Below are 23782 nucleotides of genomic sequence, written 5' to 3'. Positions count from 1 at the left end.
CATGAAAAAAATAATGAATAAGCCAGAGACGCTAGTAAGAGAGATGTGTAATGGCTTAGTTCTGGCACACCCGAACCTAGAGTTTAACAGTAAATATAAGGTCATTAAGAAAAAGGAAATTAATAAAGATAAGGTTACTTTAATCAGTGGTGGCGGCAGTGGGCATGAACCTGCACATGCTGGATTTATTGGAAAAGGGATGCTCGATGTCGCTGTATGTGGCGATGTATTCGCCTCTCCTTCCCAAATTCAAGTGTACCAAGGAATCCGTTCTTCCGTATCCAATAAGGGAACGTTGTTAATTATTAAAAATTACAGCGGCGATATGATGAACTTTAAGAATGCAGCGCACCTTGCTAGTGAAGATGGGATTGAAGTGGATTTCGTTAAAGTCGATGACGATATTGCGGTTGAAGATAGTCTCTACACCGTTGGTAAAAGAGGTGTTGCGGGTACGGTCTTCGTTCACAAAATAGCAGGTGCAGCAGCGGAGCAGAGCATGTCCCTAGGTGAAGTGAAGGAAGTAGCTCAAAAAGCGATCGACCATACCAAGAGTATAGGATTCGCGTTTACTTCTTGTACGGTTCCTGCCAAGGGAACCCCGACGTTTAATCTTGAAGACAATGAAATGGAGTATGGTGTTGGCATACATGGTGAACCTGGAATCCGAAGAGAGCCTATCGTTACAGCGGACGAATTGGCGGACAGAATGGTGACGGCATTACTGGACAATTTGAAGATAGATCATGATTCTCAGCAGGAAGTTGCTGTATTGATCAACGGATTTGGAGGAACGCCGCTCCAAGAATTGTATCTTTTGAATAACTCCGTCATTCGTGAATTAGCTTCTAGAAAAATAACGGTCTATAAAGTGTTCGTTGGAAATTACATGACGAGTATAGATATGGCTGGAGCGTCTGTTTCTATTATGAAACTAGACAATCAGTTGAAGGAATTATTGAGTGCAACGTGTGATACGCCAGCGCTAGTGATTCATGAAGCATTTGATCAAGTGAACTACACTGAAGTCGTATTAGAAGAAGCTGAGAATACGTCTGTATCTTACACATGTGAGACCGATGTTGCGTATGCGAACATTACCAACGATAAGTTTTCTTTAAATAATGTCGTGTATCTGCTTGATAAAATGAGTGAAATTATCATTGCGAATGAAATTCCATTCTGTGAGTTAGATGCACATGCGGGTGATGGTGACTTTGGCATGAGTGTCGCGAAGGGGTTCAAGCAATTAAAAGCAGAATGGAAAGACATTGTAACGAACCATACAACGGATATTGGAAGCTTCCTAGATGCTTGTTCCTTGATTATTATGGAGCATTGCGGGGGCGCTTCTGGGCCAATCTGGGGATCAGCCTTTAGAGCAGCCAGTAAAAATGCTGGAAATAAACAAGAGCTATCCGCTCACGAGTTCGCCGAAATGATGGCCGCTGTTGTGAAAGGGATACAAGATACAGGAGAGAGAGCCTTTGGCCGGGGCGCTGTTGTGGGGGACAAAACATTGATTGATGCGCTTGTTCCTTATGCTGAATCTTGGGCGAATAGTGCACTTCAAGGCGATAATATCAAGGTTGCATCGACGAAGGCAGCAGATGCTGCTGTACAAGGGGCGAAACAGACCGAGGCCATTGTGGCTCGTATGGGAAGAGCGGGTACCGTTGGTGAGAGAAGTATTGGTTATCCGGATGCAGGAGCGTATGCCTTAGGGGTTATTTTTACAGAGCTTTCAAAAGAAATTAAATAAATAAGCCTTTAATTATACCAATAATACCCTGTCCTTTCTATAGGATAGGGTATTATTTGGTATAAATATTATATATAATGTGCTTGTGATCTAATAATGTAAAAATATGCTTTGAATTTAAAATCAAAGGAGAAAACAAGGGACATGAAAAAACGATTTGTATTTATACCTGCTATGATTATTTTACTTGTAGCTTTTTCTACTACTGCCTTTTCATCAAAGTCACCCCCAAGTACGGAAATTAAAATGCCAAAACGCGTAGCCATAACTTCAAGTTCACAATACATAACCGTAGACAACAAAACTTATGAGCTAGGTAAAGATACACCAGCTGGGCTGCCTGGCATGTATGAAGATGTGTTTTTGATACCCATAAAACCTATTGCAGATGCATTTCACGGTACTTATTCACTAAATACAAAAACAAAAGAAATAAAATTAGTAATTGATCATGTTAAATTTGAATTTAAACTGTATAGTACAGCTGCCAAAATTGATGGCAAGTCGGTTACTTTACCCTATGAAGTGCGCCTAGACCAAGGTGTTGTTAAAGTACCAGCGAAAGCCTTCGAAGGAAAGCTAAAAAATTATGATGTGCTATTGTTTGAGGAAAGAGCATTGGTATTCAGAGAAAAGGGAAAAGTGGACTTCTATGATGAGTTAGGGATGAAAATCGGATTCTCAGGTATATATGATCTAGTCCAATTAAAGGATATGAGGGATCGCAAACAAGCTGCAAAAATAGAAGAAATAGCGAATAAAATTGTAGCGAAAATAAATAAACCTAACATGAGTGACTATGAAAAGGTAATGGCAGTAAACAACTATTTAGTTGAAAATATTAAATATGATCTGAATTCGAGTGCGCCCTACCTTTTTATATGGAAGAGCCGTATGTAATGGTTTTGCACATGCCACTAGTGTATTGTTGGGAAAAATGGGTGTTGAAACGATATATGTAACAGGTTATGCGGGTGTAAATGGATATGATGATATCGATAAGTATGAATTGTTGAATTATAAAGATGCTCTTCACGCATGGAACTTAGTGAAACTTGACAGTAAATATTATCATTTAGATACGACATGGAACCAAGGTAGTATTAATGAAGTGCCGACTACTGCAAACAAGTACAATTACTTTTTAGTATCTGATGAGCAAATAGCTAATGATCATATTTGGAGAAAGGGTTTTTATCCAAAAAGTCAGGATGATAGCTACAATCCACAAACGGTTAAGGACCTAAAGACGAAGGGTTACCCCATCATATCAGGAGAAATTACGTTACAAGGTAATGCAAACGCTAAAGAAGATATATGGGTTGACATAGCAGTTAGAACAATTAGGAATAAGAATCTTTCTTTCAATCGAATTATGAAATTGGATAAAGGGACGAATAGTAAAAGCTTCTCCTTAGCTATAGGGAAGGAGTTCGCGAACGAGGATCTAACGATTAACGGAAGTAATGTAACGCTTGATGCTAAAGGATACTATAGCTCCGCTTTACTATATAACACAGTTATTGAGGGTGGAGTAGAAGATTTTAAAGTTATATTAGAACCCAATCATGTTAACGTTGTCAAAGGTAAAATGATTGTGCCGGATGGGATAACGATTGAGAGTAGGTTAGATTTCGGCGGGTCAGTTACAATTTACAGACCAACGGAAACTGGAGGGTTTTCTCTGGGCGAGAATGACATGATAACTTTTAGTGGCAATCTACAACCCGGTGATCGAGAAGCGCAGTTGGAATTTAATAGTCTGCCCCCTGAAGCTAAGTACTATTATACGATTAAGTATAATTTTGCAGAGACTTATGCTGGAGAGACACTTGTACAACTTCCCGTTCAGCATTCTGGAACCGTTGATCATACGGGCAATATTGTTGCAGAAGATCATAAAATTGATGGTAGTAAATATCCATTAGAAGAAGTAATCATCAAGCTATCTAAGAATAAGTTATGGATACCTACAAGTAATCAAACGGGGAAGGTAACGGTAGACGGTACGGCAATTAAAGAGATTAAAGAAAAACTTAAAGAACATCACATGGGTAGCCACGCAGCACTTAAAAAGCTAAAAACGATCAATGACGCCCAGGCACTTGAGAAAGCTAAACCCGTTGAAGTTGATTCAAACGGGACTATTTATTATAGTGAAAATACGGCCTCGGGTATAGAAGTTTTCCGTTCTTATAGCAAGACGTCTAATCCGGAAGCATTAGGCTATAATATCACCCTAAATAAAATATATATATCCAAAGAGGATTACTTAGGGACTATAGGTGAACTTAATGAGTTTCTGAAAAATTCTCTGAATGAGAAAAAACTTGCTGATATTTATGTTTACACAAGTGGTGAAGGTAGTAAAAAATTAGGTGCAGTAGATAAGTCCGCTCTATATAATGAAATACTGAAGGGTTACGCACAAATCAACATTTCGTATAAAAAGGATAACATCACCTATACTTTAAGTATATATGGTAGCCCGTATGATAAAAGCATCTCCGTATCTATAAGAACGAATATAGCACTATAAAGGTTAGAGTCATAAATTATAGAAGTATTAGGCGTTGTCTGTGAGCTTCTTCTAAAGTATTCTCACTTATAAAGTCACCTGTAAATGAATAGAAATGACAAGGAATAAGCAAGATGTCTCTAACTAACATCTTGCTTTTTCTTTGTCTCGTTTATGGTGCTGATTCGAATAGCGACACAAGGCTCATTTCTTGACAACTTACAGGTTTAAAAATGCTATAATATATAAAACTTATCGGAATTATATGTTATGTAAAATGAACCATCTTAAGGGGGAGTTAATCATGATGAACTTATTTATAAGGAATGTGAACCAGAAAGAATGGTTAGGGAAGTTATATGAGAAGGCAACAACGTTTAAGGATAAGGCGGACCAGATAGATAAATTGGGCATTTTCCCTACAGATAATGTGCGGGATTTAATCGAGATGGGCTACACCCAGTCGACACTTCCACAAGCTTACGGAGGGACAGGGCTTAGCGTATATGATATGTTGCTCCTTCAGGAAACGTTGGCTAGCTTTGATGCTTCGACGGCGCTATCCATTGGCTGGCACTTATCTGTTGTAGGGGACCTATTTGAGAAGGAATCATGGACGTCTGACAACATGCATTTGATTGCCGAAGAGGTGAGCAAAGGAGCATTGATTAATCGTGCTGCTAGTGAAGCGCAGACAGGAAGTCCAACGAGGGGTGGGCGTCCTGGAACAACAGCGATAAAAGTAGGAGAGCAATGGGTGATATCAGGGCGCAAAATATTTACCACATTGTCTCCTGTATTAACTTATTTCCTTGTTTCCGCGTGGATTGAGGAAAAAGAGACGATCGGACATTTTCTATTACATAAGGATTTAGCAGGACTCAAGGTAGAGGAGACATGGGATACCATTTCGTTACGAGGAACGGGCAGTCATGATCTTATTCTTGAGCATGTCAGGGTTCATGATGATCAGCTTGTTGAGCTCAATAATCTCCCTCGGTATAAGGGACCTATGCAGAATGGTTGGTTGCTTCATATTCCAGCTTGTTATCTTGGCATTGCTCAGGCAGCGCGGGACTATGCCTTGCAATTTGCGAATGAACATCGTCCAAATAGCTTAAATGGTCCGATTAGTGAGCTTAGCCATGTTCAGCATTTAATTGGGGAAATCGATCTTGAATTAATGAGAGCAAGACATTTTCTATATAGTGTGGCAGAGGCTTACGATGACGAATCGCGTAGAGATCATCTCACCAACGAGCTCGGAGCTGCCAAACATGCCGTCACTAATGCAGCGATTACGATTGTAGATAAAGCGATGAGAATTGTGGGTATTCGAAGTATTCAGAATGATAATCCGTTACAACGATACTATCGAGATGTAAGAGCAGGGTTACACAATCCACCTATGGATGATGCAACGTTACACAGAATAGCGTTATCTGCCATTGAGCAAGCGAAGGCGAAGTGAAAGACGAAACAGTGTTATAAATCTGGTTCGGTAGGAGAGGATTGTCTTAGTGATGAGCGCATGCTATCTTAGGAGTAGTTGAGGCAGGCAGCATGAGTGTTTCTCATGATTGGCTGAGATAGCTTCAGCGCCATACTTTATGGAGGTGGATCATGAAGGTTCTATTCATTGGAGGCACGGGGACGATTAGTTCTGGAATTACCGAACAATTGCTAGAAAAGGGATGCGAACTGTATCTATTAAATAGAGGCACCAGAAATGATACCTTGCCTGCGGGGGTAAACATCATAAAAGCTGATATTAATGATGAAGACCATGTAGCTAAGTTGATTGAGCCTATGGAATTTGATGTCGTTGCTGATTTTATAGCTTTTGAACCGGCTCAATTGGAAAGAGACTATCGATTGTTTAAGGGTAAAACGAAGCAATTTATGTTTATTAGCTCAGCTTCGGCGTACCAGACGCCTTTATCCGATTATAGAATTACAGAGGGCACTCCGTTATCCAATCCGTATTGGGAGTATTCCAGAAATAAGATTGCCTGTGAAGATTATTTGGTGAAACAGTATCGTGAGCATGGCTTTCCAATGACCATCGTAAGACCAAGTCACACCTATGATGAACGCTCCATTCCACTTGGTGTACATGGTAGTAAAGGAAGCTGGCAAGTGGCTAAACGGATTCTTGAGGGTAAAGCTGTGATTATTCATGGAGATGGTACATCCCTGTGGACCATGACGCATAATCGTGACTTTGCTAAAGGTTTTATTGGTTTGATGGGCAATATTCATGCGATTGGCGAGTCGGTTCATATCACTTCAGATGAGAGCGTTACTTGGAACCAAATATACGAAATCATTGCCGATGTTCTGGGCGTGAAACTCAATGCTGTCCATGTCTCATCGGAATTTCTCGCCGCATGCAGTACAGAGGATTACAGAGGCGGATTGTTAGGCGATAAGGCTAATTCGGTTGTGTTTGATAATTCCAAGCTGAAAAGACTAGTACCTGAATTTGTTGCAACCACTCGACTTGATCAAGGGATTAAGCAAACCATAGAGTACATTCTAGCACATCCTGAATATCAGATAGAGGATAACGAATTTGATATTTGGTGTGATAAGGTTATCCATGCTTTAGATGTTGCTTTAATGACAGTAACGGGATAGATATTGTTATATAGCAGAAGCTCCAGTACCTCTAAGGTCTAGGGCTTTTTTTATCCTGAGCATGAAGTCCATTTTTGCCATCCATTCATTTTTATGTGCAATTTGAAGGGGAAAGAGTAACCTTGTCGTCTAAGTCTTGGAAGGAACGAAAGGAGGGGCACATATGGAAGGTTTGGCGGATGAGCAGCTAGTCAATGAGATCCGTCAAGGTCATTCAGAGGCGTACCGAATACTAGTGGATCGACATAAGAGCTATATATATACGCTAATTTACCGTATGGTAGAAAATCATGAAGCGACTGAGGATCTTTCACAAGAAGTCTTTGTGAAGCTATATCGTTCCATTGGGCTTTTCCGTGGAGATGCCAGATTTACGACTTGGCTGTATCGATTAGCCCTCAATGTGGTGATCGATTATCAACGTGCTCAACGTAGAAAGCCCCATAGTGTCCTGATTGATAAGGTGGAGGGTTGGTTTATCGATGTCAAAGAACAGCCAGAGGAACAACTACTACATAAAGAAGCTCAAGCCGACATGTTGCAAATGCTCTCTGAACTTCCAGATAAATATAGATTAATTCTCTATTTGTACCATTATAAGCAGCTTTCTTACCAAGAAATGTCCGATACAACAGGACTTCCGATCAAGACGTTAGAAACTCGGTTATATCGCGGCAAGGCCATGCTGAAACAAAAATGGTTGGAGGTGAATCATCGTGAATCCGAGACATCAGGAAGACAAGCAACTTCAGGATTTTTTAAATAAGCTCGATGAATTGCCCTTATTGGAGCCAAATCATGGTTTTACGGATAAGGTCATGCAGGGAATAGATTCAATAGATTCTAGTTCTACAGTAAATAACACGAGTGCAGGGTCACGATCCCCTAAGTGGAAGCAAAATGCTTTTCATGGATGCATAGCAGCAGCGGCTACCATCTTGTTTGTAAGTACCGGCATGCTTCATAAAGTGTTAGCTATCAGTGATCAGGTGGTTCAGCTTTCGACCTATATTGAAAAAATATCTCTTTATTTAGTATCCTAATCAAAGTATAGAAGGAGTAAATGATGATGAATAACCCTAACGACATGAATGGATTCCCAGATTATAACCAGATGCCATACTCGCCCTTTTATCCGAAATCCCCAAGAAAGAAGAAATGGCTCGCCTGTTTGCTTTCCATGTTTGTACCAGGTACAGGGCATCTCTATCTAGGTCTGATGCAGCGAGGGCTTTTGATTATGGTGCTTGTGATATTAGATATCTTTGCCGTTGTTTCTTTAGTGAACGCTGAAGGGGGATCAAGTGTCCCTTTAATCACTTTATTTTCACTAATTATCCCCGTTATTTATTTTTATAATATTTTTGATGCTTTACAATCGACGAATCAGATTAATGTTCGCTACGAACGTGGGGAATTGGAAGTGGGTGAGAATCCTGGTGATCCACTGACAAATCTGATGAGGGGCAATAATTTGGCTGCTATCTTGGTTGGTGCTGGGGCACTCATTTTTATGGTAAGCATGAAGCCAAGGTGGTTCGAAGGTATTTTCGAAGTCGTTGGTTCCTATGTAGGTGCTTTGGTGCTTATATGTGCAGGTCTTGCGGTGTTTTTTCTGGAATCGCGAAAAAAGTAGCATACGTAGCAATGGAGCCTGAATCGCTGCGAAATCGAGTTCGTGATGAAGCTGAAAAGATGATTAAACGCTACTGACATGAAGTTGTCAGTAGCGTTTTTGTGTAGTAAGACCAGAGGATGAAAAGGAGTTAATTAAAACCTAAATGACCTTGTACTTTGAAGATTGCCATGATCAGTCTCGATAGTTATATAGATGAATTGTGATGAATGGACAGGCTTAACGCTATTAAAGGGCTGCTTTAATTACCCTTTTGTAATAATAGACCGATAATATTCCGAAAATGGAGTACAAGGCGGTATAGAGTAGCATCACGATAATCATCGGTGTCCACAACTCTGTGCCGAATAGGAACCACCCAGACTGGACTGCAAAATAACTATGGAGAAGCCCAATGACTAGGGGAATTCCGAAATTAAAGAGTTGTTTTATTTGAATTCCTCTTAACAAATCTCCCTGTGTGAAACCTAGTTTTCTGAGTATCGTATAATTGGACTTTTCTTCTTCGCTTTCATCCATTTGTTTGAAGTAAAGAATACATCCGGATGTAATCAGAAAGGTTAATCCAAGGAATCCAACAATAAACATGAGGAGTCCCATCGTTTGTTTCTGATTCGTACTCATTTCAAGTCGAGAATCATGACTGCGGTTATCATTAAAAGCCAGATTGTTGAAGATAGCATTTGCCTCTTTAATCTTCGCGTTATCTTCAATGTCAATTCCGATATACACGGATGACTCTTTCTGAATGGATGGATTTAAATCCTTCTTCAAGAGATCAAATACCTCTTCGTCTACAATGGCAACGGGGATGCCGCCATTCGTGAAATACCATGAGACGATTGTGTCCTTCTCTAGACCGATATATTGTTTGGGAATGACTTCATGTTGGCTTTTCAATTCAATTTGTCCAGAGTCAGACAGATTCATGAGTTTCTGCATCATATTACTATAACCCGTAAAAAGAACTTCATCCGCAGACAGCTGGACCCCTTGGGTTGATGCTTCACTAATAACAGGCAAAGTCATATTTTTAGGATCAACGTTCAACTCTTCCATATTTGATTCTATTATGTTCTCTATATTAAAATTTGCTTGAATGACATCAATCTTGTTCTCGGTATATCTAATGTTATTCGCTTGTAATGCTTCTGTAAATTGTTCTGCATCTGGGATATTTGTTAGTGAGAAATCCGAGGGCACACTCATTTCGGCCGACTTCTCAGCAGAATAGTATGAGATATAGCTTAAACATAATAAACCAATCGCAAGTGCAGAGACAGTCGTAATAATGGTTAACAATACGGCATTCGATTTCATTCGAAACATGATGGATGAAAGGGATAATACCTCATTAATATTGAGATAACCATTTTTTCTTTTTCGAATGATATTAAATATAAAACTGACAGATCCCTTATAGAAAAGATAAGTCCCAATGATGACAGATCCTAGAATAATGATCATCGCAGTGAAGAGTTCAACCATCGTTACGAAGTCTCCGCTAAATAATTTCGATGAAATATAATAACCTAGCGCGATCAACAGAATCCCAGAGATTCCGATAATCATCTCCATGAAGGATACTTTTTTTACTTTTCCTTCCGTGCTAGATCTCACGCTAAACAAGGATAGAATACTCTGTCTTTTGATGAATGCATAATTCATCAGCATGATAAAGAGATAGATAATGAAGAATACAATCAGTGTCTGGATGAGTGCTTGGGTAGAGAATTGAAGGGTTGCGATCGCTTCGACACCTATAACCTTAAATAAGATCATTATGATTAATTTAGAGACGGCGAATCCAACAAAGATTCCTAGAATGATAGATCCAAAATAAAGGATAAAGTTCTCTGCTGTAAGGATGCGGAAAATCTTGTTTTTGGTCATCCCAATCAATTGAAATAAGCCAATTTCTTTACTACGTCTTTTGATAAAGATGTTATTGGCATATAGAAGAAATATAGAAACAATAGCGACAAGTAAGATGGATGCTGATTTAATGGCGGCTGCCCCTTTAACAGACCCTTCTGCTGCATCCATGGAGGGGTCATATTGTAACGTGACAAAGGCGAAATAGAGGGCGGCGCTAAAAATTAAGGCAAAAACGTAAAGATAATAATTCTTCAAATTCTTCCTCAGATTGCGAAAGATGAGTTCATTAATACTCATTCTGCACCCCGCCTAATACACCCTGTGTTTTCATAATGTCTTTGAAGAAGTCTTGTCTTGTTTCTTCACCTTTATTTAATTGTGTATAGATTTGCCCATCTTTTATAAAAATGACTCTACTGCAATAACTAGCGGCCACAGGATCGTGCGTAACCATAACAATGGTTGCTTTTCGATTTCGATTTAATTCACTCATTTTGTTCAATAAATCAGAAGCGGATTTAGAATCAAGTGCGCCTGTAGGTTCATCGGCAAAAATAATACTCGGGTTATGAATAAAGGCTCGTGCGGCAGAGGTACGTTGTTTTTGACCCCCGGAAATTTCATTGGGATACTTATTTTTTAGATCAACAATTCCTAATTCCGTCGCAACAGCTTTAAATCGAAGTTCTGCTTCTTTTTTGGGGGTCTTGGTAATCGATAACGGTAAAAGGATATTTTCCTTAACGGTCAGTGTATCTAGTAAATTATATTCTTGAAAAATAAAACCTAAATGGTTCTTTCGAAACTCGGCTAGCTGCTTTTCCTTCATGCCGGAAATCTCTGTTCCTTCGATTTTAATAGTCCCGTCACTAATCTTATCAATCGAGGACAGAACGTTGAGTAATGTCGTTTTTCCTGAACCGGATGCCCCCATAATACTCACGAATTCCCCTTGTTCAATGCTAATATCCAGCCCACTTAATACGGCTTGTCTATTAAATTTATTGCCATAACTTTTATGGATTTTGTTTGCTTCTAATATAACCATCTCGATACACTCCCTTTTCTTCATAACTTTATTATAAAAGGGTTTGCCGTTTTTATCCTTCGATTGACCGAACAAAACAACGAAGCATGTGACATTGTTGTCACACGCTTGTGATCTTAACAAATTCATTTTTTTGTGGAAAGGTTAAGGTGAAAGTCGATCCTATACCCATGGTTGATTGTACGTGGATTTGAATGAGTAATGACTGTGCTGCTTTTTTGGCTAAATATAACCCCATGCCTGTTGCGGCATTGTCTTGATGCAGGGTCGTTGATGTAAAACCTCTATCAAAAATACGTGAGAGATCCTTGGGATCGATGCCACGTCCGTGATCCTTTACCTCAAGGAGGGTGTGATCATCTTGTTGGTAGCTGGTAATCCTAATATCGGTTTCTTTGCTGTTTTTCACAGCATTAGTTAAGAGTTGTCTGAGGATAAAGGCCAACCATTTGGCATCACTAAGTACTTCTGGTACTTCTAATTGGATGTCAAAGCCGATTCCCTTCTGAATACACCATGATTGCAGGGTTTTAATTTCACTAAAAATGATCGTCTCTAAATGGGTGTGTTCAATATATAGATCATTCTCAATAAAGGGTATACGCCGCTGATGGAGCTGTTGGTCGAGTAGGAGATGAATTCGTAGCCATTCATAAGTTAACTGAGTTTTCATCACGCCTTCGTCTAAACGGTCGATCATTAAATGCATGGCTGTTAATGGCGTTTTAACTTCATGAATCCACGAGAGTAAGTCATCTTTCTCTTGTTCTAACATGATTAGATTGTGCGAAGCTGTCTGTTTCAGGAGTTGGACATGGTTTGTCATCCCATGTTCAATAATCTTTTCAAACGGACTTTCTGCATTTGCTAACCTCGATAAATCAAGATTGTTGTCCCGTTCTTCTAGACTTTTGTAGAATTTCGTTTCTATATTGTAGCGAATGACGAAGAAGATCATAAACATGATCAGCGATAAAAAAACGAGATAGACGATGGGCATGAGGGGGATTTCTGAATCAATCGATGCGACAAAGATGATAAATAGGAGTTGGAGGATAACTAGCATGATCCAGCTAAGTCGTTCTATGACATACTTTTTAATCATAATCAGGTGCCTCTTCAGTAGCGATGTACCCTTGCCCAACTTTCGTTTCGATATAGCCTCCTAGGCCAAGCTCATCCAACTTTTTACGTAGACGGTTTACATTGACTGTAAGGGTATTATCACTTATAAAACGCTTATCATCCCATAGGTTATTCATTAATTCCTCACGGCTAACGATCTTATTCTTCTTCTCAATTAATATTTTTAATACAAAAATTTCATTTCGTGTAAGTTCAATCGATCCTGTATCATGGGTGACCACATTTTTCTCATAATCTACGGTTGCACCACACCACGATTTAAGTTCGCTCTTGTCTGTATTGTAATTATATACACGTCGTAGTACCGCTTGGATCTTGGCAATGAGTACGTCGAAGTGAAAGGGTTTTTGGATATAATCATCAGCTCCCAGCTGCATAGACATCACAATATCCGTTGGGTGATCGCGCGAAGATAAGAATATAATCGGAATATTGGAATGGGCACGAATCATTCTACACCAATGAAACCCATCGAATTTAGGCAACTGAATATCAATAATAACTAAATCAGGTTTAATATCTGTGAATTCTTGCATGACGTTACTGAAATCGTAAATACCATAAACATCATAAGACCATTGTGATAATCTTTCTTTGATTTCCTTAAATAAGGTTGTGTCATCTTCAATTAACAAAAGTTTAAACAAATGGTTTCACTACCCTTCATAGTAAACGTCATTCAGGTGAACCAGGCATACCTGTTGTAAATAAGCGGAGAAGCTTTCGATATTCATCTGCATATGTCGATTGTCTCCTTCTAGTTTGCTCATCATGATGCCACCCTCCATCGTGGAAAGGGTGAAGGAAGCTAAGGCGTCGATATCGAGATCTGCTTTAAACTCTCCGCTTTCAACCCCTTTGGAGATAATCGCTTTCAGGGTATCCAGCGTATTCTTTAGGCCTTGCTGGGCTCTTTGGCGTAAGAATGGATGACCATCATCGCTTTCAATAGCTATGTTGAGGAGTGGACATCCCCCGATAAAAGGTGGGGCTTCGACCACATTTTCGTAAACATATAAATAGGCTAACAGTTTGTTGGAGGCTGTCTCTTGCTGATTAACCGCATCCGTAAAGTGACTACCCACTATGTTCCCTGCATAGTTATAAGCTTCAATAGCTATCTCATCTTTACTGGAGAAGTGGCGGTAGATACCGCCTTTTTTAATGCCTGTAATCTCTGTTATATCTGATAAGGATGTGCCCGAATATCCCTGCTGGTTAAAAAGCTCAGCGGCTTTAGCTATGATATACTTGCGGGTATTTTCGCCTTTTTGCATTGTCATCCTCCATATAAAATGAAATTGTAAAGTTATTATAACAAAAGATGTTGTCATATTGAAAAGCATAGCATATCATAAAAGATACCGATTGGTATCTTTTATGATATGCTATGGGGAGGAAAAAGAAATGAGTGCGACATGGTTCAAGGAATCTAAGGTTGCTTGGGTTGGATTAGGATCGTTGTGGATTATAGGACTTATTGGGTCGCTGACGCGCTTTAGCATGGCTTATTTTCAAGTACAAATATCAGAGGATTTACAGATCAGCAGAGGATTCATCTCGATGACATGGTCAACCAATCTGTTGATTGCAGCCTTATGTGCACCTATAGGAGGTTGGGTTGTGGATCGTTATGGGCCCAAGAGGGTGATGTTGATAAGTGCAATCATGAGTATATTGGGCACGGGGATTGTTGTGCTAGGCGATGGTTCTACCCTTTTCTTTATTGGATACGGTGTTATTTCTGGTCTAGCTGGTATTGGGTTGACGACAACGTACATATTGATGTTTGAATGGTTTCGCTATCATCGGGCCAAAGCAGTGGCGTTGCTAGCAAGCGCCTCCTCTGTTGGGTTAGCGATAACTACGCCAATCTTCGTTTCTGAGAGTTGGCTGACATGGAAAGATGCCTTTTTGATCTCATTTGTTCTAAGTATTCTTGTTACACTTCCTGTCATTTGGCTGGGTGTTAAGAGTCCGCAGCAGAACAAAGCGAAGATCGTTCAAAGGGATGGAGCCATAGAAGTTGAGAATTACGATAAGTCACATACAGCAGCTCCATCACGCAAGAGATTAGCTCACCTGCCTATCCTTATCTTGGTTGCCATCGCACTGTTCACCTGTGGCTTAAACATGGGGTCCGTCGAGATGAATTTGGTCGCTATTCATCAGTTGGCGAGTGTGTCGCCGAGCATGATCGCTCTATCCATGAGTATACTTGGCATCATGGAAATTACGGGGTCGTTTATATTTGGATTTTTTCTTGATCGATTCAATAAGTTAGCTATGATGACCCTTTTGTATGGTATACGTATTATGGGTTTTGCCTTCCTTTTTATGCATGTGGGATGGTCGCCAATTCTTTTTGCCGTAGCGTTCGGGGTGACATATTTAAGTGCATTTCCCGGCGGGCTTCTTATCGTTAATGAGTTTGCAAAAGGCAATGGGAAACAAACTGGCTTTCTGCTTCTTTTCCATCATGGAGGCGCCATTTTTGGTGCCTTAATCGGGGGCTTATCCTTTGATTATTTTAAAAATTATCAGGTGTTAATCGTTGTTGACGTCGTTATTTGTATGCTCGTAACTCTGGGTTATTTCCTACTATTCACAAGCCAGAGGCGAAGACGAAGTCTGCAACTTCTCAATATGGAAGCCACTGTTTGTTAAGGGCGTCAGTAAATGTTATCTATTTTAAAACTTTTTTGTTATTTATGGCTCAATAACAAAATCAGTGCTTGACAAATGTATCGAGTTAATAAATGACCGCTACGATCAGCCTGGAATTGTATTTTTAGAAAGCACTAATTATGAATTAGAGCCTATGTATTATACCAATTTCCTTCAGATCTCAATTGGATACTTGTTTACTTTACTAGTCTATTGAATCTTTTGGCATGAATATTATTAGATAAAAAGCTGGAACAAGATGATCCCTTATATTAAAGGGTCATCTTGTTCCAGCTTTTTAATTATTTGAAAAAAAGAAAACGTATGTTATATTATATGGTTACTATTAATTGGTATATACGTTACCGGCACCGTCTGTTAGAGATGTTGCCCAACTTACAATACGTATATGATAGTCGCTTCCAGCTGCAATACCACTGAATGTTTTAGTATACCAATCGATAGTATTCCCTGCTGTACTGTTACCAAATTCATTCTGTGGTTGTCCAAATGTGCTCCAACCCCAAAAAGTATCTTGGGCTATTTGATAATCGACATCTGCATGTTGGCTACTTCCAGCGTTCTGCCATCCTTTAATAACAATATTATTACCGTTTGTGGAAAATGAATTAATTGTATAATGTGGAGAATTAAAATTATAACCAGTAAAGCTATAGTAATCGACAACTGCTCTAGTTGAAATTTCAGGTGCGTTAAGTGCCTTGATTGTACCTTCATCTCCATCTCCGAGCAACAATTTCCACTCGCCTTCCACTTCTTTAAGATTTAGTTCTTGTTGAGTGTTAACGCCTGATATATTTCCTTCAATTGTGACTGTGACGGTTGAGTTATCTTCAACATCTGAACTTATAATTTTCATGTTTCTAAAATCGCTTACCTCATTATAATGCTTATATTTGTCAATTTGTTTTTGTTTATCAGGATAACGAGGATCTACTACTAAAGAAACTGCTTTAAAGAAGTCTTGCTCATACATAGCAGTAAAATACTGTTGAACAACTCGTTCTGGGGCTCTTTCAGGAGATTCATTTGCATAACTTGAATCAGGATTAGAAAAAAAGGTAGGAGTAGCAACTAGAACAATGGCTACTAAAGAACTAAGAAATTTTAATTTCATTTTTTGCTCCTCTTATAAATTATTTTACTATTAATACACTATTATGTAAGTACTTACAAGTAAATGATAACATTTTACAATTATACCTAACAATGGTGATATGTACCTATTTATCTGATGATTATCGACACAAGTGATGAAATTATGTCATTTTATGCTTATGATTTTACATATATTACGTTATTATGTCGGTATTTAAAATTAGATGAAGATTTTGAATGTATTGGAAGCGAATGTTCAGTGTGAAAATAAAAGAATGTGCAATGGAGGTATTTAATTTACAATTGAATCAATTTTAAAGGGGGAGGTTTTCTTCAAATTTTAGTTAATCCCTTTAACCACTGCTCTCGCTCATCTTTGGATTTGCGACCATTTTTTTCTTTGGAAGTTTAGTTGCCAATGCATCGATTTTAATAATCTGATACAAAATGTGATGAAGAGAAATTATATTTTGTTAGCGTGTTGAAATTTAGATTCGTATAAGTTATTCTTTATACATAGAATAACATAGTATATAGGGAGGAGGTGGGATATTGCGAAATGAAATGATTAAAGGCTATATTGATGCAATTGTACTTTCTATTTTGAATCGTGAAGATGCTTATGGGTATGAAATTTCTAAATTTGTTCATGCGGAAACCGCAGGGCAATTTGAACTTAAGGAAGGTACATTATATCCGGCTTTAAAGCGAATAGAGGCGAATGGTTACATTGAAGGTTACTGGGACGATAGAGATTTGGGTCCTCGTAGAAGATATTATCGTATTACTAAGGATGGGCAGAAAAAGTTAAAGGAATATAGAAATTCATGGACAAATAACATACAGATCATTAATACTTTTCTTGGAGGAGAGCTTAATGGAACAAATCACACTATTCTTAAACCAAATTTTACGTCATAGTTTTCTTTCCAAACGGGAAAAGGCAGAATGGATGGAGGAAATGAGCGCTCATTTGCATACTTCTATTGAACATTTTAAAACCCAAGGATTTAGCGACGACCAAGCGGTGGAGAAATCGATTGAAAAATTTGGATCCCCATCTGAATTGAAAGACAAATTAACGAAAGAAACATATGGATTCAAAAGCAAAACAATATTATTAATAGCATCATTAAGTCTCATCCTATTTGTTGGTTCATTGATTGGAGGCTTGGGTTTAAACTGGTTTGGCATCCATAACAGGTACATAGAGATATTACCGGTCTTATTTATAACATGTTCCATACTGGGCATATCTTTGTTCTTAACCCGTAAACGGATGGATAGAATTTGTTTAATATTTATGCCTGTGCTGTTTGCAGTGGGGTATTTACAAGCGTATTTCCATTTTTTATCAAATTCGTTTGGGAATAAATTAGACTTTGCTATGTTTGAGAATCTTTTCTTCAGTGGGGCTTACGATTATTCTAATCGTTTCAATTTTATGTTGATAGGATGTTTATTTTTAATCGGCCAGTCGACTATTATATACTTAATAAGTAAAAATAGATACCTTTCTGTGTTACCTGCTGCTTTGTCGATTGTTTACACGGTAACACACATGATTATTTTCAAACTCTATTATGCCCTCTTTTTATCTGTTGATTTTATGTCCGCTGTGACTTTGGGTTATGATCGTTTTACTCAGGGAAATACGCATCGAATAATAGATATTGTTCTGAAATTAGTAGTATTAGTTTTACTATTCGTAATTTTTAATGTTATTGAAAAAAGTATTTTGAAACTAAAACGAAAAGCGATTATTTAATTTCAGAAGAGTAACTAAGATATGGACAATACACTCATCTTAAAGGTGTGACCGGTCATTAAGCTAAAATCAGCAATGTTATATTGATTCTAAATGACAGTAGGGGAAGGCCGAGTCTTCATTATCTTAGTAAACTACTAAGCCCTTCTTCTCGTGTATGAAAAATGAAGAGGCTTTAAATGTTGACGTGCACGGGGAGAAGGGCCTTTCTGAACCTGTTTTCTAATGACTTGCTAGGCCTTGGTACGTACCGATTTGCTTGAAAACGATTGGCAGTTTGAAGGGTAGAAGGATAGATTTCCTTGATGAAGGTAAGGTAAGGTAAGGTAATCCTTTTCCAAATCCATAACGACTGCCACAGGTGAAGATCCGTCCACCTTGGGGTCTCCTCATAATAAGTCCGCATTTCTTCTAACCTCCGACCCGGAATGACGTCCAAAAACGTCCCACCCCGCAAATCATGGAGACCGGCATTATAGGTATGGCCTTTGCGGATTGCGAAGTCATCAATACCCAAAACAAGTTGCTTACTTTCTGAATCCTATTGCTTACAAATGGTTTGAATGCTGACTAAGGCATTCAAGTGAAAATGTAACCATTCAACTGGAGAAATCCCGATCATCCGTTCAGCCTACCATCAGTAACCAAGCACAACAATTAAGTGAAGTGGATCTTATGTTTCTTTTTAATCGTTTTTATAAAGCAGATCAGATGAGGGCGGGAAAGGGCACGGGCTAGGATTATCCATTGCAAAAAGCCTTATGCAAAAAATGAATGGTAATCTTTCAGCTGAATTAAAAGGAGATCAATTGTTCATGAAATGTGAATGGGAAATCAGGTAACCAAATTTTGGATCAAAACTAATCGAGCTTGTTTTCGTCAAAGTAGTTGAACATATCAATCAACGAGGTGATGACAACATGACGATAAAAAGGGGTTCACTACTACTTCTATTACTTACATCCATGCTTTATTCAGCCCCAGTTCATGCGGAAGCTACACCTTCGACACCGGTCTCAGCCGTCTATCTGGACGATCGTCAGCTTCAACTTGACGCTGAGCCTTTGCTCATAAAGGGCACTGTACTCGCTCCAATGCGCAAACTATTTGAAGATCAGGGAGCCGAGATTACTTGGAATAAGGATACGAAAACCGTTACAGCGACCAAGGGTAATAAGGTGATTTCCTATCACATTGGGGAGCATACAGTTTATGTCAATGGGCAACCCCTAAGCTTGACTGTTCCTGGTCAAATTAGTGGCGGTTATACGATGATGCCATTGCGGTTTGTCAGCGAAGCGCTAGGAGGCACGGTGAAGTGGGACGGGAACACTCGAACCGTTCGCATCTTCTCCACGATCGATTACAGTACGACGGTCAAGTATGGAGTCAACCTACGAAGCTTGCCGAGTTCTGCAACGGATTCCGCAATCCAGCAAATGCTGCCTACAGGTGAAAAAGTTCAGGTTATCCGAGAAGTTGGCGCTTTCTGGCTGGAAGTCCGTACGAAGGACAATAAGACCGGATACATATCTGCCAAACCCAAATATAGCGATTATGCGAGTGCGTCTCTCGTCGAGCGGCAAGCGGACGAGCTGATCGCTTATGGAGAGACGTTCTTGGTTACACCCTACGAGTTCGGTGCGTCAACGGACCAGACGCTTGCATTTGATTGTTCTTCTTTTGTGAGTCGTCTTTTTAAGGATAAGTTGTCGATCGACCTCCCACGCGTTTCTTATAACCAAGCCAAAGAGGGCAAGGAAGTTGGGATCAACGAATTACGCAAAGGGGACTTGTTGTTCTTTAGTGCACGCGGGCTCGATATTGGACACGTTGCCATCTATGTGGGGAACAATCGGATATTACATACGTATTCGAAGGAGCTAGGCGTTCATTATGAGAGCTTAGATACCCATTGGATGAAGCGGTTTGTGACGGCACGCAGGATATTGTAGTGCGGTTGCCATGGAGATACCAAATGGGTTCTTATCGAGCGAACAACTTATGCAAATGAGGCCTTCATTTGAAGTTGGAATCTAAGTAGAATAGATAGCAAAGGAGTCACTTCTCATAAGTGACTTTTTTGCTTTTCTTATGTTAATGGAGCTTGATAATCATCCATGTTGTTCGGAAAAAGGTATCTACTTGCAAATTTTCAAAGATAACAGAGCGCTCTCGATTAAGAAAACCCTAGGTTCTTGTGGTTCATGAGCTCTAGAATAGACGGGCCCATTTAGACGCACAATACAATGAAATGAATTGTTAAGTGGGGGTCCGAAATGAAAGCAAAAGAAAAAGAAAATAAACCATCATATGGCATTTTGGCAATCCTCATGATTGGTGCGTTTGTGGCTTTGCTGAGTAATACACTACTCAATATAGCTTTACCATCCATTATGAAGGAATTTGATATAACGGCGGCAACCGTACAGTGGTTATCAACGGGTTATATGTTAGTGAATGGGATCATGATTCCATCAACAGCCTTTTTAATTCAAAAGTATACCGCTAGACGACTATTCTTAATTGCCATTGGCTTATTTGCAGTAGGGACACTTATTGGAGGATTTGCACCGAGTTTCGCTATATTACTGTCTGCAAGAATGGTTCAAGCCTCAGGGGCAGCGATCATGATGCCATTATTAATGAACGTGTTATTCACGACATTTCCACCTGAGAAACGTGGATCTGCTATGGGGATGTTCGGATTAGTTATGATTTTCGCACCCGCTATTGGGCCGACATTATCAGGATGGATTATTCAGCATTATGAATGGCCAGTACTATTCTTTATGATTGCACCGATTACCATCTTGGTATTCATCCTAGCCTTCTTTAAATTGCATGATAAGAAAGAAAAAGTGGATATTCATATCAATGTTCCTTCTATTATCTTATCAGCTATTGGATTTGGGGGAATATTATACGGATTCAGTTCGGCAGGAAATAAAGGATGGGATGCTCCTATCGTATATACAACAATCATCGTTGGGGTCATTTCTTTAACCCTATTCATTATACAACAGTTGAAAATGAAACAGCCTATGCTAGACTTCAGAGTCTATAAATATCCGATGTTCGCCTTATCATCAGCGATCTCCGTTACATTAAACATGGCGATGTTCTCGGCGATGATGCTAATGCCAATCTACTTGCAGAACATTAGAGGGATCTCACCTCTAGATTCCGGATTACTCATGTTACCTGGAGCTATAGCGATGGGGATCATGTCTCCAATAACAGGTAAAATATTTGATAAATATGGCGCGAAAGTATTATCGATCATTGGTTTAGCCATTGTCATTGTTTCTACGTATTTCTTTAGTCAATTGACAGACAGCACGGAATATTCGACATTGGTGATTCTGTACACGGTGAGAATGTTCGGAATAGCTATGGTTATGATGCCAGTCATGACCAATGGTTTAAATGCTATACCGGCAAAATATACACCGCATGGTACGGCCATGAACAGTACGATTTCACAAGTGTCAGGGGCGATTGGAGGAGCGTTACTTGTAACGATTATGTCTACTCGCACCGTAACCCACACGAAAGAAATGGTGACTGATGCTGTAAGTAAATTAACTACGACGCCTTCAGAGAGTGCTTTGGCAGAAATACAACAACAGATTCTTTCGAAAGCTACAATTGAAGGGATTAATGATGCATTTCTAGTGTCAGCAGGAGTAGCGGCTGTTGCCTTAATCCATGCGTTCTTTATCAAAAAAAGAAAAACAGATGTGGAATCAAAAGGAGAAAAGGGGGTTGCCAAGGAAGTAGCAAGTCCATAGTGATGTTGCCAAGATAACGATATAAACTACAAGCTCCAGACCTATAGGTCTGAGCTTGTAGTTATTCACATATTAAAGAGGTTCATCATCCTCTGAATGAGATTTCTTTATTTGGGTAATAACGAGGCGTAATGCTTACGCATTGCATGAAGTTGCTGAAGTTTCTCCATCGCCGACTCTCCCCGATGTCCAGCTAGTGATATGGAGAGGCTCTCGACAATGGTCATTGGAGCTACAAGGGAATGAAAGGCATCCCGGTCACCACGGTCCACTTGGAGAACGATGTCGCTGTCGTCAATCATGTCCGAGAGTAGAAGATCCGTAACTAGAATCGTCGTATAACCGGACTCAGAGGCTTGATCCAAAATGACTGTCGCTTCAGGGGATTTACGGACGAATCCGAAGAAAAGAACGACGTCATTCGGACCTGCATGGACGAGACTTTCCAGCAATTCGTGTCCACTTTGAGCCATGATCCGAACTTCCATGCCAATCCGATTCAGTCGGAAACGTAATAAATCACTTAGACATGAAGTGGAGCCCGGCCCGTGAACATATACTTTATCCGCAACGCTTAGCACCTCTACAGCTTGGTCGAACGCTTGACGAGAAATCCGCTTTGCCGTTTCTTCCAAATTAACTGTCGCCGAGGTAATCATCTGAACGACGACTTCACCTTCGGTTTTATCCAAGACATGTTTCATTTTGCGTGCTGGGGTTGAATGCTGTATTTCCTGCAAATATTTCTTGAATGATTTCAAATTATCATACCCAATGGATTTCCAGAATCGAGATACTGTTGCAATGCTGACGCCTGTCTTGGTCGCAATATCTTCTTCTGTATAGAAAGGAATCCGTTCGGGTGATTTAACGATGAAATCGGCGATTTTCTGTTGGCTTTTGGACATTTGATGAAATGGAATCTCGAATTCGAGCTTGTTCATGGGCATCCTCCCATAGGGTAAGTAGTATGTAACCAGCCATGATGACTGAGGAAGTAATACTCACATTGTATCTTCTTCAGTCCAATTTTCCAAACGGTATGATTACATAATCACTTTCCCGTGCTGTTTCAAAAGCTTCTTAATCAAGTTTGCACCCTTCACTTTTTCCTCCAGACATGGAGATACGATGATGTGATAACGTCCCTGCTTGAGACAAGTGGATAGCTCAGAGACTTTGTTATATTCACCATCTAGTTCGTTGATGATACTTCCAAATTGAAGAGGGTGATGCGTATCACTACCTGCGACCATCGGAATACCGGTACTATGAGCCAACGCCTGTACAGTGTCTCTCATAGTTGGGCCGTAGGAGAACAGATCCTTGGCATTGAGATCGAAACCATCCAGCCGACGGAGTAATGCAGGATCATGTTGGGTTAGGGAGTTACTTTCCCGGTAAGGATGAGCTCCGATCCTCAGTAACGATAATTCATCACACCAATCAAGTAGTTGTTCGAAAGCTATGAATTCGTCGGCTTCGATATGGGGTTCGAGTCTTGAACGCAGTTCCAAGATAGCGCCTCTCGTACCGATAACCAGGATATGACCTCCGAATTTGACGTCGATTTCCATGCCAGGGAACACTTTGAACCCATCTACGTCGTAATAATCTTCTGTATATGTGTAATTTCGATCCAACGAATCATAGATATCATGGAAATGGTAGGTATTAAAGTGTTCTGTCATGGCAATGGCGTTGAGACCATTGGATATGGCTTCTTGGATCGATTCTTGGAAATATTCAATAGAAAATGTTGTTTTTTTAGTCAATTTGATATGGGAGTGGAGATCGATTTTCATT

At 39.6% G+C, this 23782-nt stretch carries 22 protein-coding genes; 13 read left to right on the top strand and 9 right to left on the bottom strand.

The window, feature by feature from the left end; all coding sequences use genetic code 11:
* The first annotated feature begins 1 nt into the window (after position 1).
* From dhaK to J2T13_RS11975, 8 genes are all read left to right on the top strand, one after another.
* A complete protein-coding gene (dhaK, locus tag J2T13_RS12010) occupies positions 2–1762 on the top strand; it encodes a dihydroxyacetone kinase subunit DhaK (RefSeq protein WP_429371505.1) in 1761 nt (586 codons plus the stop codon).
* Positions 1763–1906: 144 nt separating this feature from the next.
* A complete protein-coding gene (locus tag J2T13_RS12005; RefSeq protein ID WP_429371503.1) occupies positions 1907–2662 on the top strand; it encodes a stalk domain-containing protein in 756 nt (251 codons plus the stop codon).
* A complete protein-coding gene (locus J2T13_RS12000) occupies positions 2625–4301 on the top strand; it encodes a transglutaminase domain-containing protein (RefSeq protein WP_429371501.1) in 1677 nt (558 codons plus the stop codon). The genes J2T13_RS12005 and J2T13_RS12000 overlap by 38 nt, the downstream gene beginning before the upstream one ends.
* Before the next feature lie 286 nt (positions 4302–4587).
* On the top strand, positions 4588–5751 hold the full coding sequence (locus J2T13_RS11995; protein ID WP_429371559.1) for an acyl-CoA dehydrogenase family protein: 1164 nt from the start codon (positions 4588–4590) through the stop codon (positions 5749–5751).
* Between the two features lie 152 nt (positions 5752–5903).
* Complete coding sequence (locus J2T13_RS11990) at positions 5904–6920, top strand: SDR family oxidoreductase (RefSeq protein WP_429371499.1); 1017 nt, start codon at positions 5904–5906, stop codon at positions 6918–6920.
* Between the two features lie 163 nt (positions 6921–7083).
* Positions 7084–7686, top strand: a complete 603-nt coding sequence (locus J2T13_RS11985) for an RNA polymerase sigma factor (protein ID WP_429371497.1) — start codon at positions 7084–7086, stop codon at positions 7684–7686.
* On the top strand, positions 7637–7963 hold the full coding sequence (locus J2T13_RS11980) for a hypothetical protein (protein WP_429371495.1): 327 nt from the start codon (positions 7637–7639) through the stop codon (positions 7961–7963). Before J2T13_RS11985 ends, J2T13_RS11980 begins: the two co-directional genes overlap by 50 nt.
* Before the next feature lie 20 nt (positions 7964–7983).
* A complete protein-coding gene (locus J2T13_RS11975; RefSeq protein ID WP_429371493.1) occupies positions 7984–8556 on the top strand; it encodes a DUF6677 family protein in 573 nt (190 codons plus the stop codon).
* A 228-nt stretch (positions 8557–8784) separates the two neighbouring features.
* Here the strand turns inward: J2T13_RS11975 and J2T13_RS11970 are convergent, their stop codons facing one another.
* The 5 genes from J2T13_RS11970 to J2T13_RS11950 form a co-directional block, all read right to left on the bottom strand.
* The gene (locus J2T13_RS11970) at positions 8785–10731 is read right to left on the bottom strand and encodes an FtsX-like permease family protein (protein ID WP_429371491.1); all 1947 of its coding nucleotides are present in this window, start codon (positions 10729–10731) and stop codon (positions 8785–8787) included.
* A complete protein-coding gene (locus tag J2T13_RS11965; RefSeq protein WP_429371489.1) occupies positions 10721–11482 on the bottom strand; it encodes an ABC transporter ATP-binding protein in 762 nt (253 codons plus the stop codon). The genes J2T13_RS11970 and J2T13_RS11965 overlap by 11 nt, the downstream gene beginning before the upstream one ends.
* A 100-nt stretch (positions 11483–11582) precedes the next feature.
* Complete coding sequence (locus J2T13_RS11960) at positions 11583–12587, bottom strand: sensor histidine kinase (RefSeq protein ID WP_429371487.1); 1005 nt, start codon at positions 12585–12587, stop codon at positions 11583–11585.
* Positions 12580–13275: a response regulator transcription factor gene (locus J2T13_RS11955; protein ID WP_429371485.1), complete on the bottom strand. Its 696-nt coding sequence runs from the start codon at positions 13273–13275 to the stop codon at positions 12580–12582. Before J2T13_RS11955 ends, J2T13_RS11960 begins: the two co-directional genes overlap by 8 nt.
* Positions 13276–13284: 9 nt before the next feature.
* On the bottom strand, positions 13285–13905 hold the full coding sequence (locus J2T13_RS11950; protein WP_429371483.1) for a TetR/AcrR family transcriptional regulator: 621 nt from the start codon (positions 13903–13905) through the stop codon (positions 13285–13287).
* 130 nt (positions 13906–14035) lie between these two features.
* Here J2T13_RS11950 and J2T13_RS11945 point away from each other — a divergent pair, with 130 nt between their 5' ends.
* Positions 14036–15295, top strand: coding sequence for an MFS transporter (locus J2T13_RS11945; protein ID WP_429371481.1), 1260 nt, complete (start codon positions 14036–14038; stop codon positions 15293–15295).
* A gap of 346 nt (positions 15296–15641) precedes the next feature.
* Here J2T13_RS11945 and J2T13_RS11940 read toward each other — a convergent pair whose 3' ends face one another.
* On the bottom strand, positions 15642–16433 hold the full coding sequence (locus tag J2T13_RS11940; protein WP_429371479.1) for a hypothetical protein: 792 nt from the start codon (positions 16431–16433) through the stop codon (positions 15642–15644).
* 533 nt (positions 16434–16966) lie between these two features.
* On the opposite strand from J2T13_RS11940, the gene J2T13_RS11935 reads away from it, so the two are divergent.
* A complete protein-coding gene (locus J2T13_RS11935; RefSeq protein ID WP_429371477.1) occupies positions 16967–17335 on the top strand; it encodes a PadR family transcriptional regulator in 369 nt (122 codons plus the stop codon).
* The gene (locus J2T13_RS11930; protein ID WP_429371475.1) at positions 17292–18182 is read left to right on the top strand and encodes a permease prefix domain 1-containing protein; all 891 of its coding nucleotides are present in this window, start codon (positions 17292–17294) and stop codon (positions 18180–18182) included. Before J2T13_RS11935 ends, J2T13_RS11930 begins: the two co-directional genes overlap by 44 nt.
* 175 nt (positions 18183–18357) lie before the next feature.
* Here J2T13_RS11930 and J2T13_RS11925 read toward each other — a convergent pair whose 3' ends face one another.
* A complete protein-coding gene (locus J2T13_RS11925) occupies positions 18358–18699 on the bottom strand; it encodes a transposase (protein WP_429371473.1) in 342 nt (113 codons plus the stop codon).
* A 403-nt stretch (positions 18700–19102) separates the two neighbouring features.
* On the opposite strand from J2T13_RS11925, the gene J2T13_RS11920 reads away from it, so the two are divergent.
* Both J2T13_RS11920 and J2T13_RS11915 read left to right on the top strand, forming a co-directional pair.
* A complete protein-coding gene (locus J2T13_RS11920) occupies positions 19103–20137 on the top strand; it encodes a stalk domain-containing protein (protein WP_429371471.1) in 1035 nt (344 codons plus the stop codon).
* 324 nt (positions 20138–20461) lie between these two features.
* A complete protein-coding gene (locus J2T13_RS11915) occupies positions 20462–21976 on the top strand; it encodes a DHA2 family efflux MFS transporter permease subunit (RefSeq protein ID WP_429371469.1) in 1515 nt (504 codons plus the stop codon).
* A 107-nt stretch (positions 21977–22083) separates the two neighbouring features.
* On the opposite strand, the gene J2T13_RS11910 is transcribed toward J2T13_RS11915, so the two are convergent.
* On the bottom strand, positions 22084–22920 hold the full coding sequence (locus J2T13_RS11910; protein WP_429371467.1) for a MurR/RpiR family transcriptional regulator: 837 nt from the start codon (positions 22918–22920) through the stop codon (positions 22084–22086).
* Between the two features lie 102 nt (positions 22921–23022).
* On the bottom strand, positions 23023–23781 hold the full coding sequence (locus J2T13_RS11905; protein WP_429371465.1) for a PHP domain-containing protein: 759 nt from the start codon (positions 23779–23781) through the stop codon (positions 23023–23025).
* Position 23782 lies beyond the last annotated feature (1 nt).

This window comes from Paenibacillus sp. DS2015 (assembly GCF_050433705.1).
Lineage (GTDB): Bacteria > Bacillota > Bacilli > Paenibacillales > Paenibacillaceae > Paenibacillus_AQ.
The sequence above is the reverse complement of the archived record's forward strand: the minus strand, read 5'-3'. Positions and strand labels throughout refer to the sequence as shown.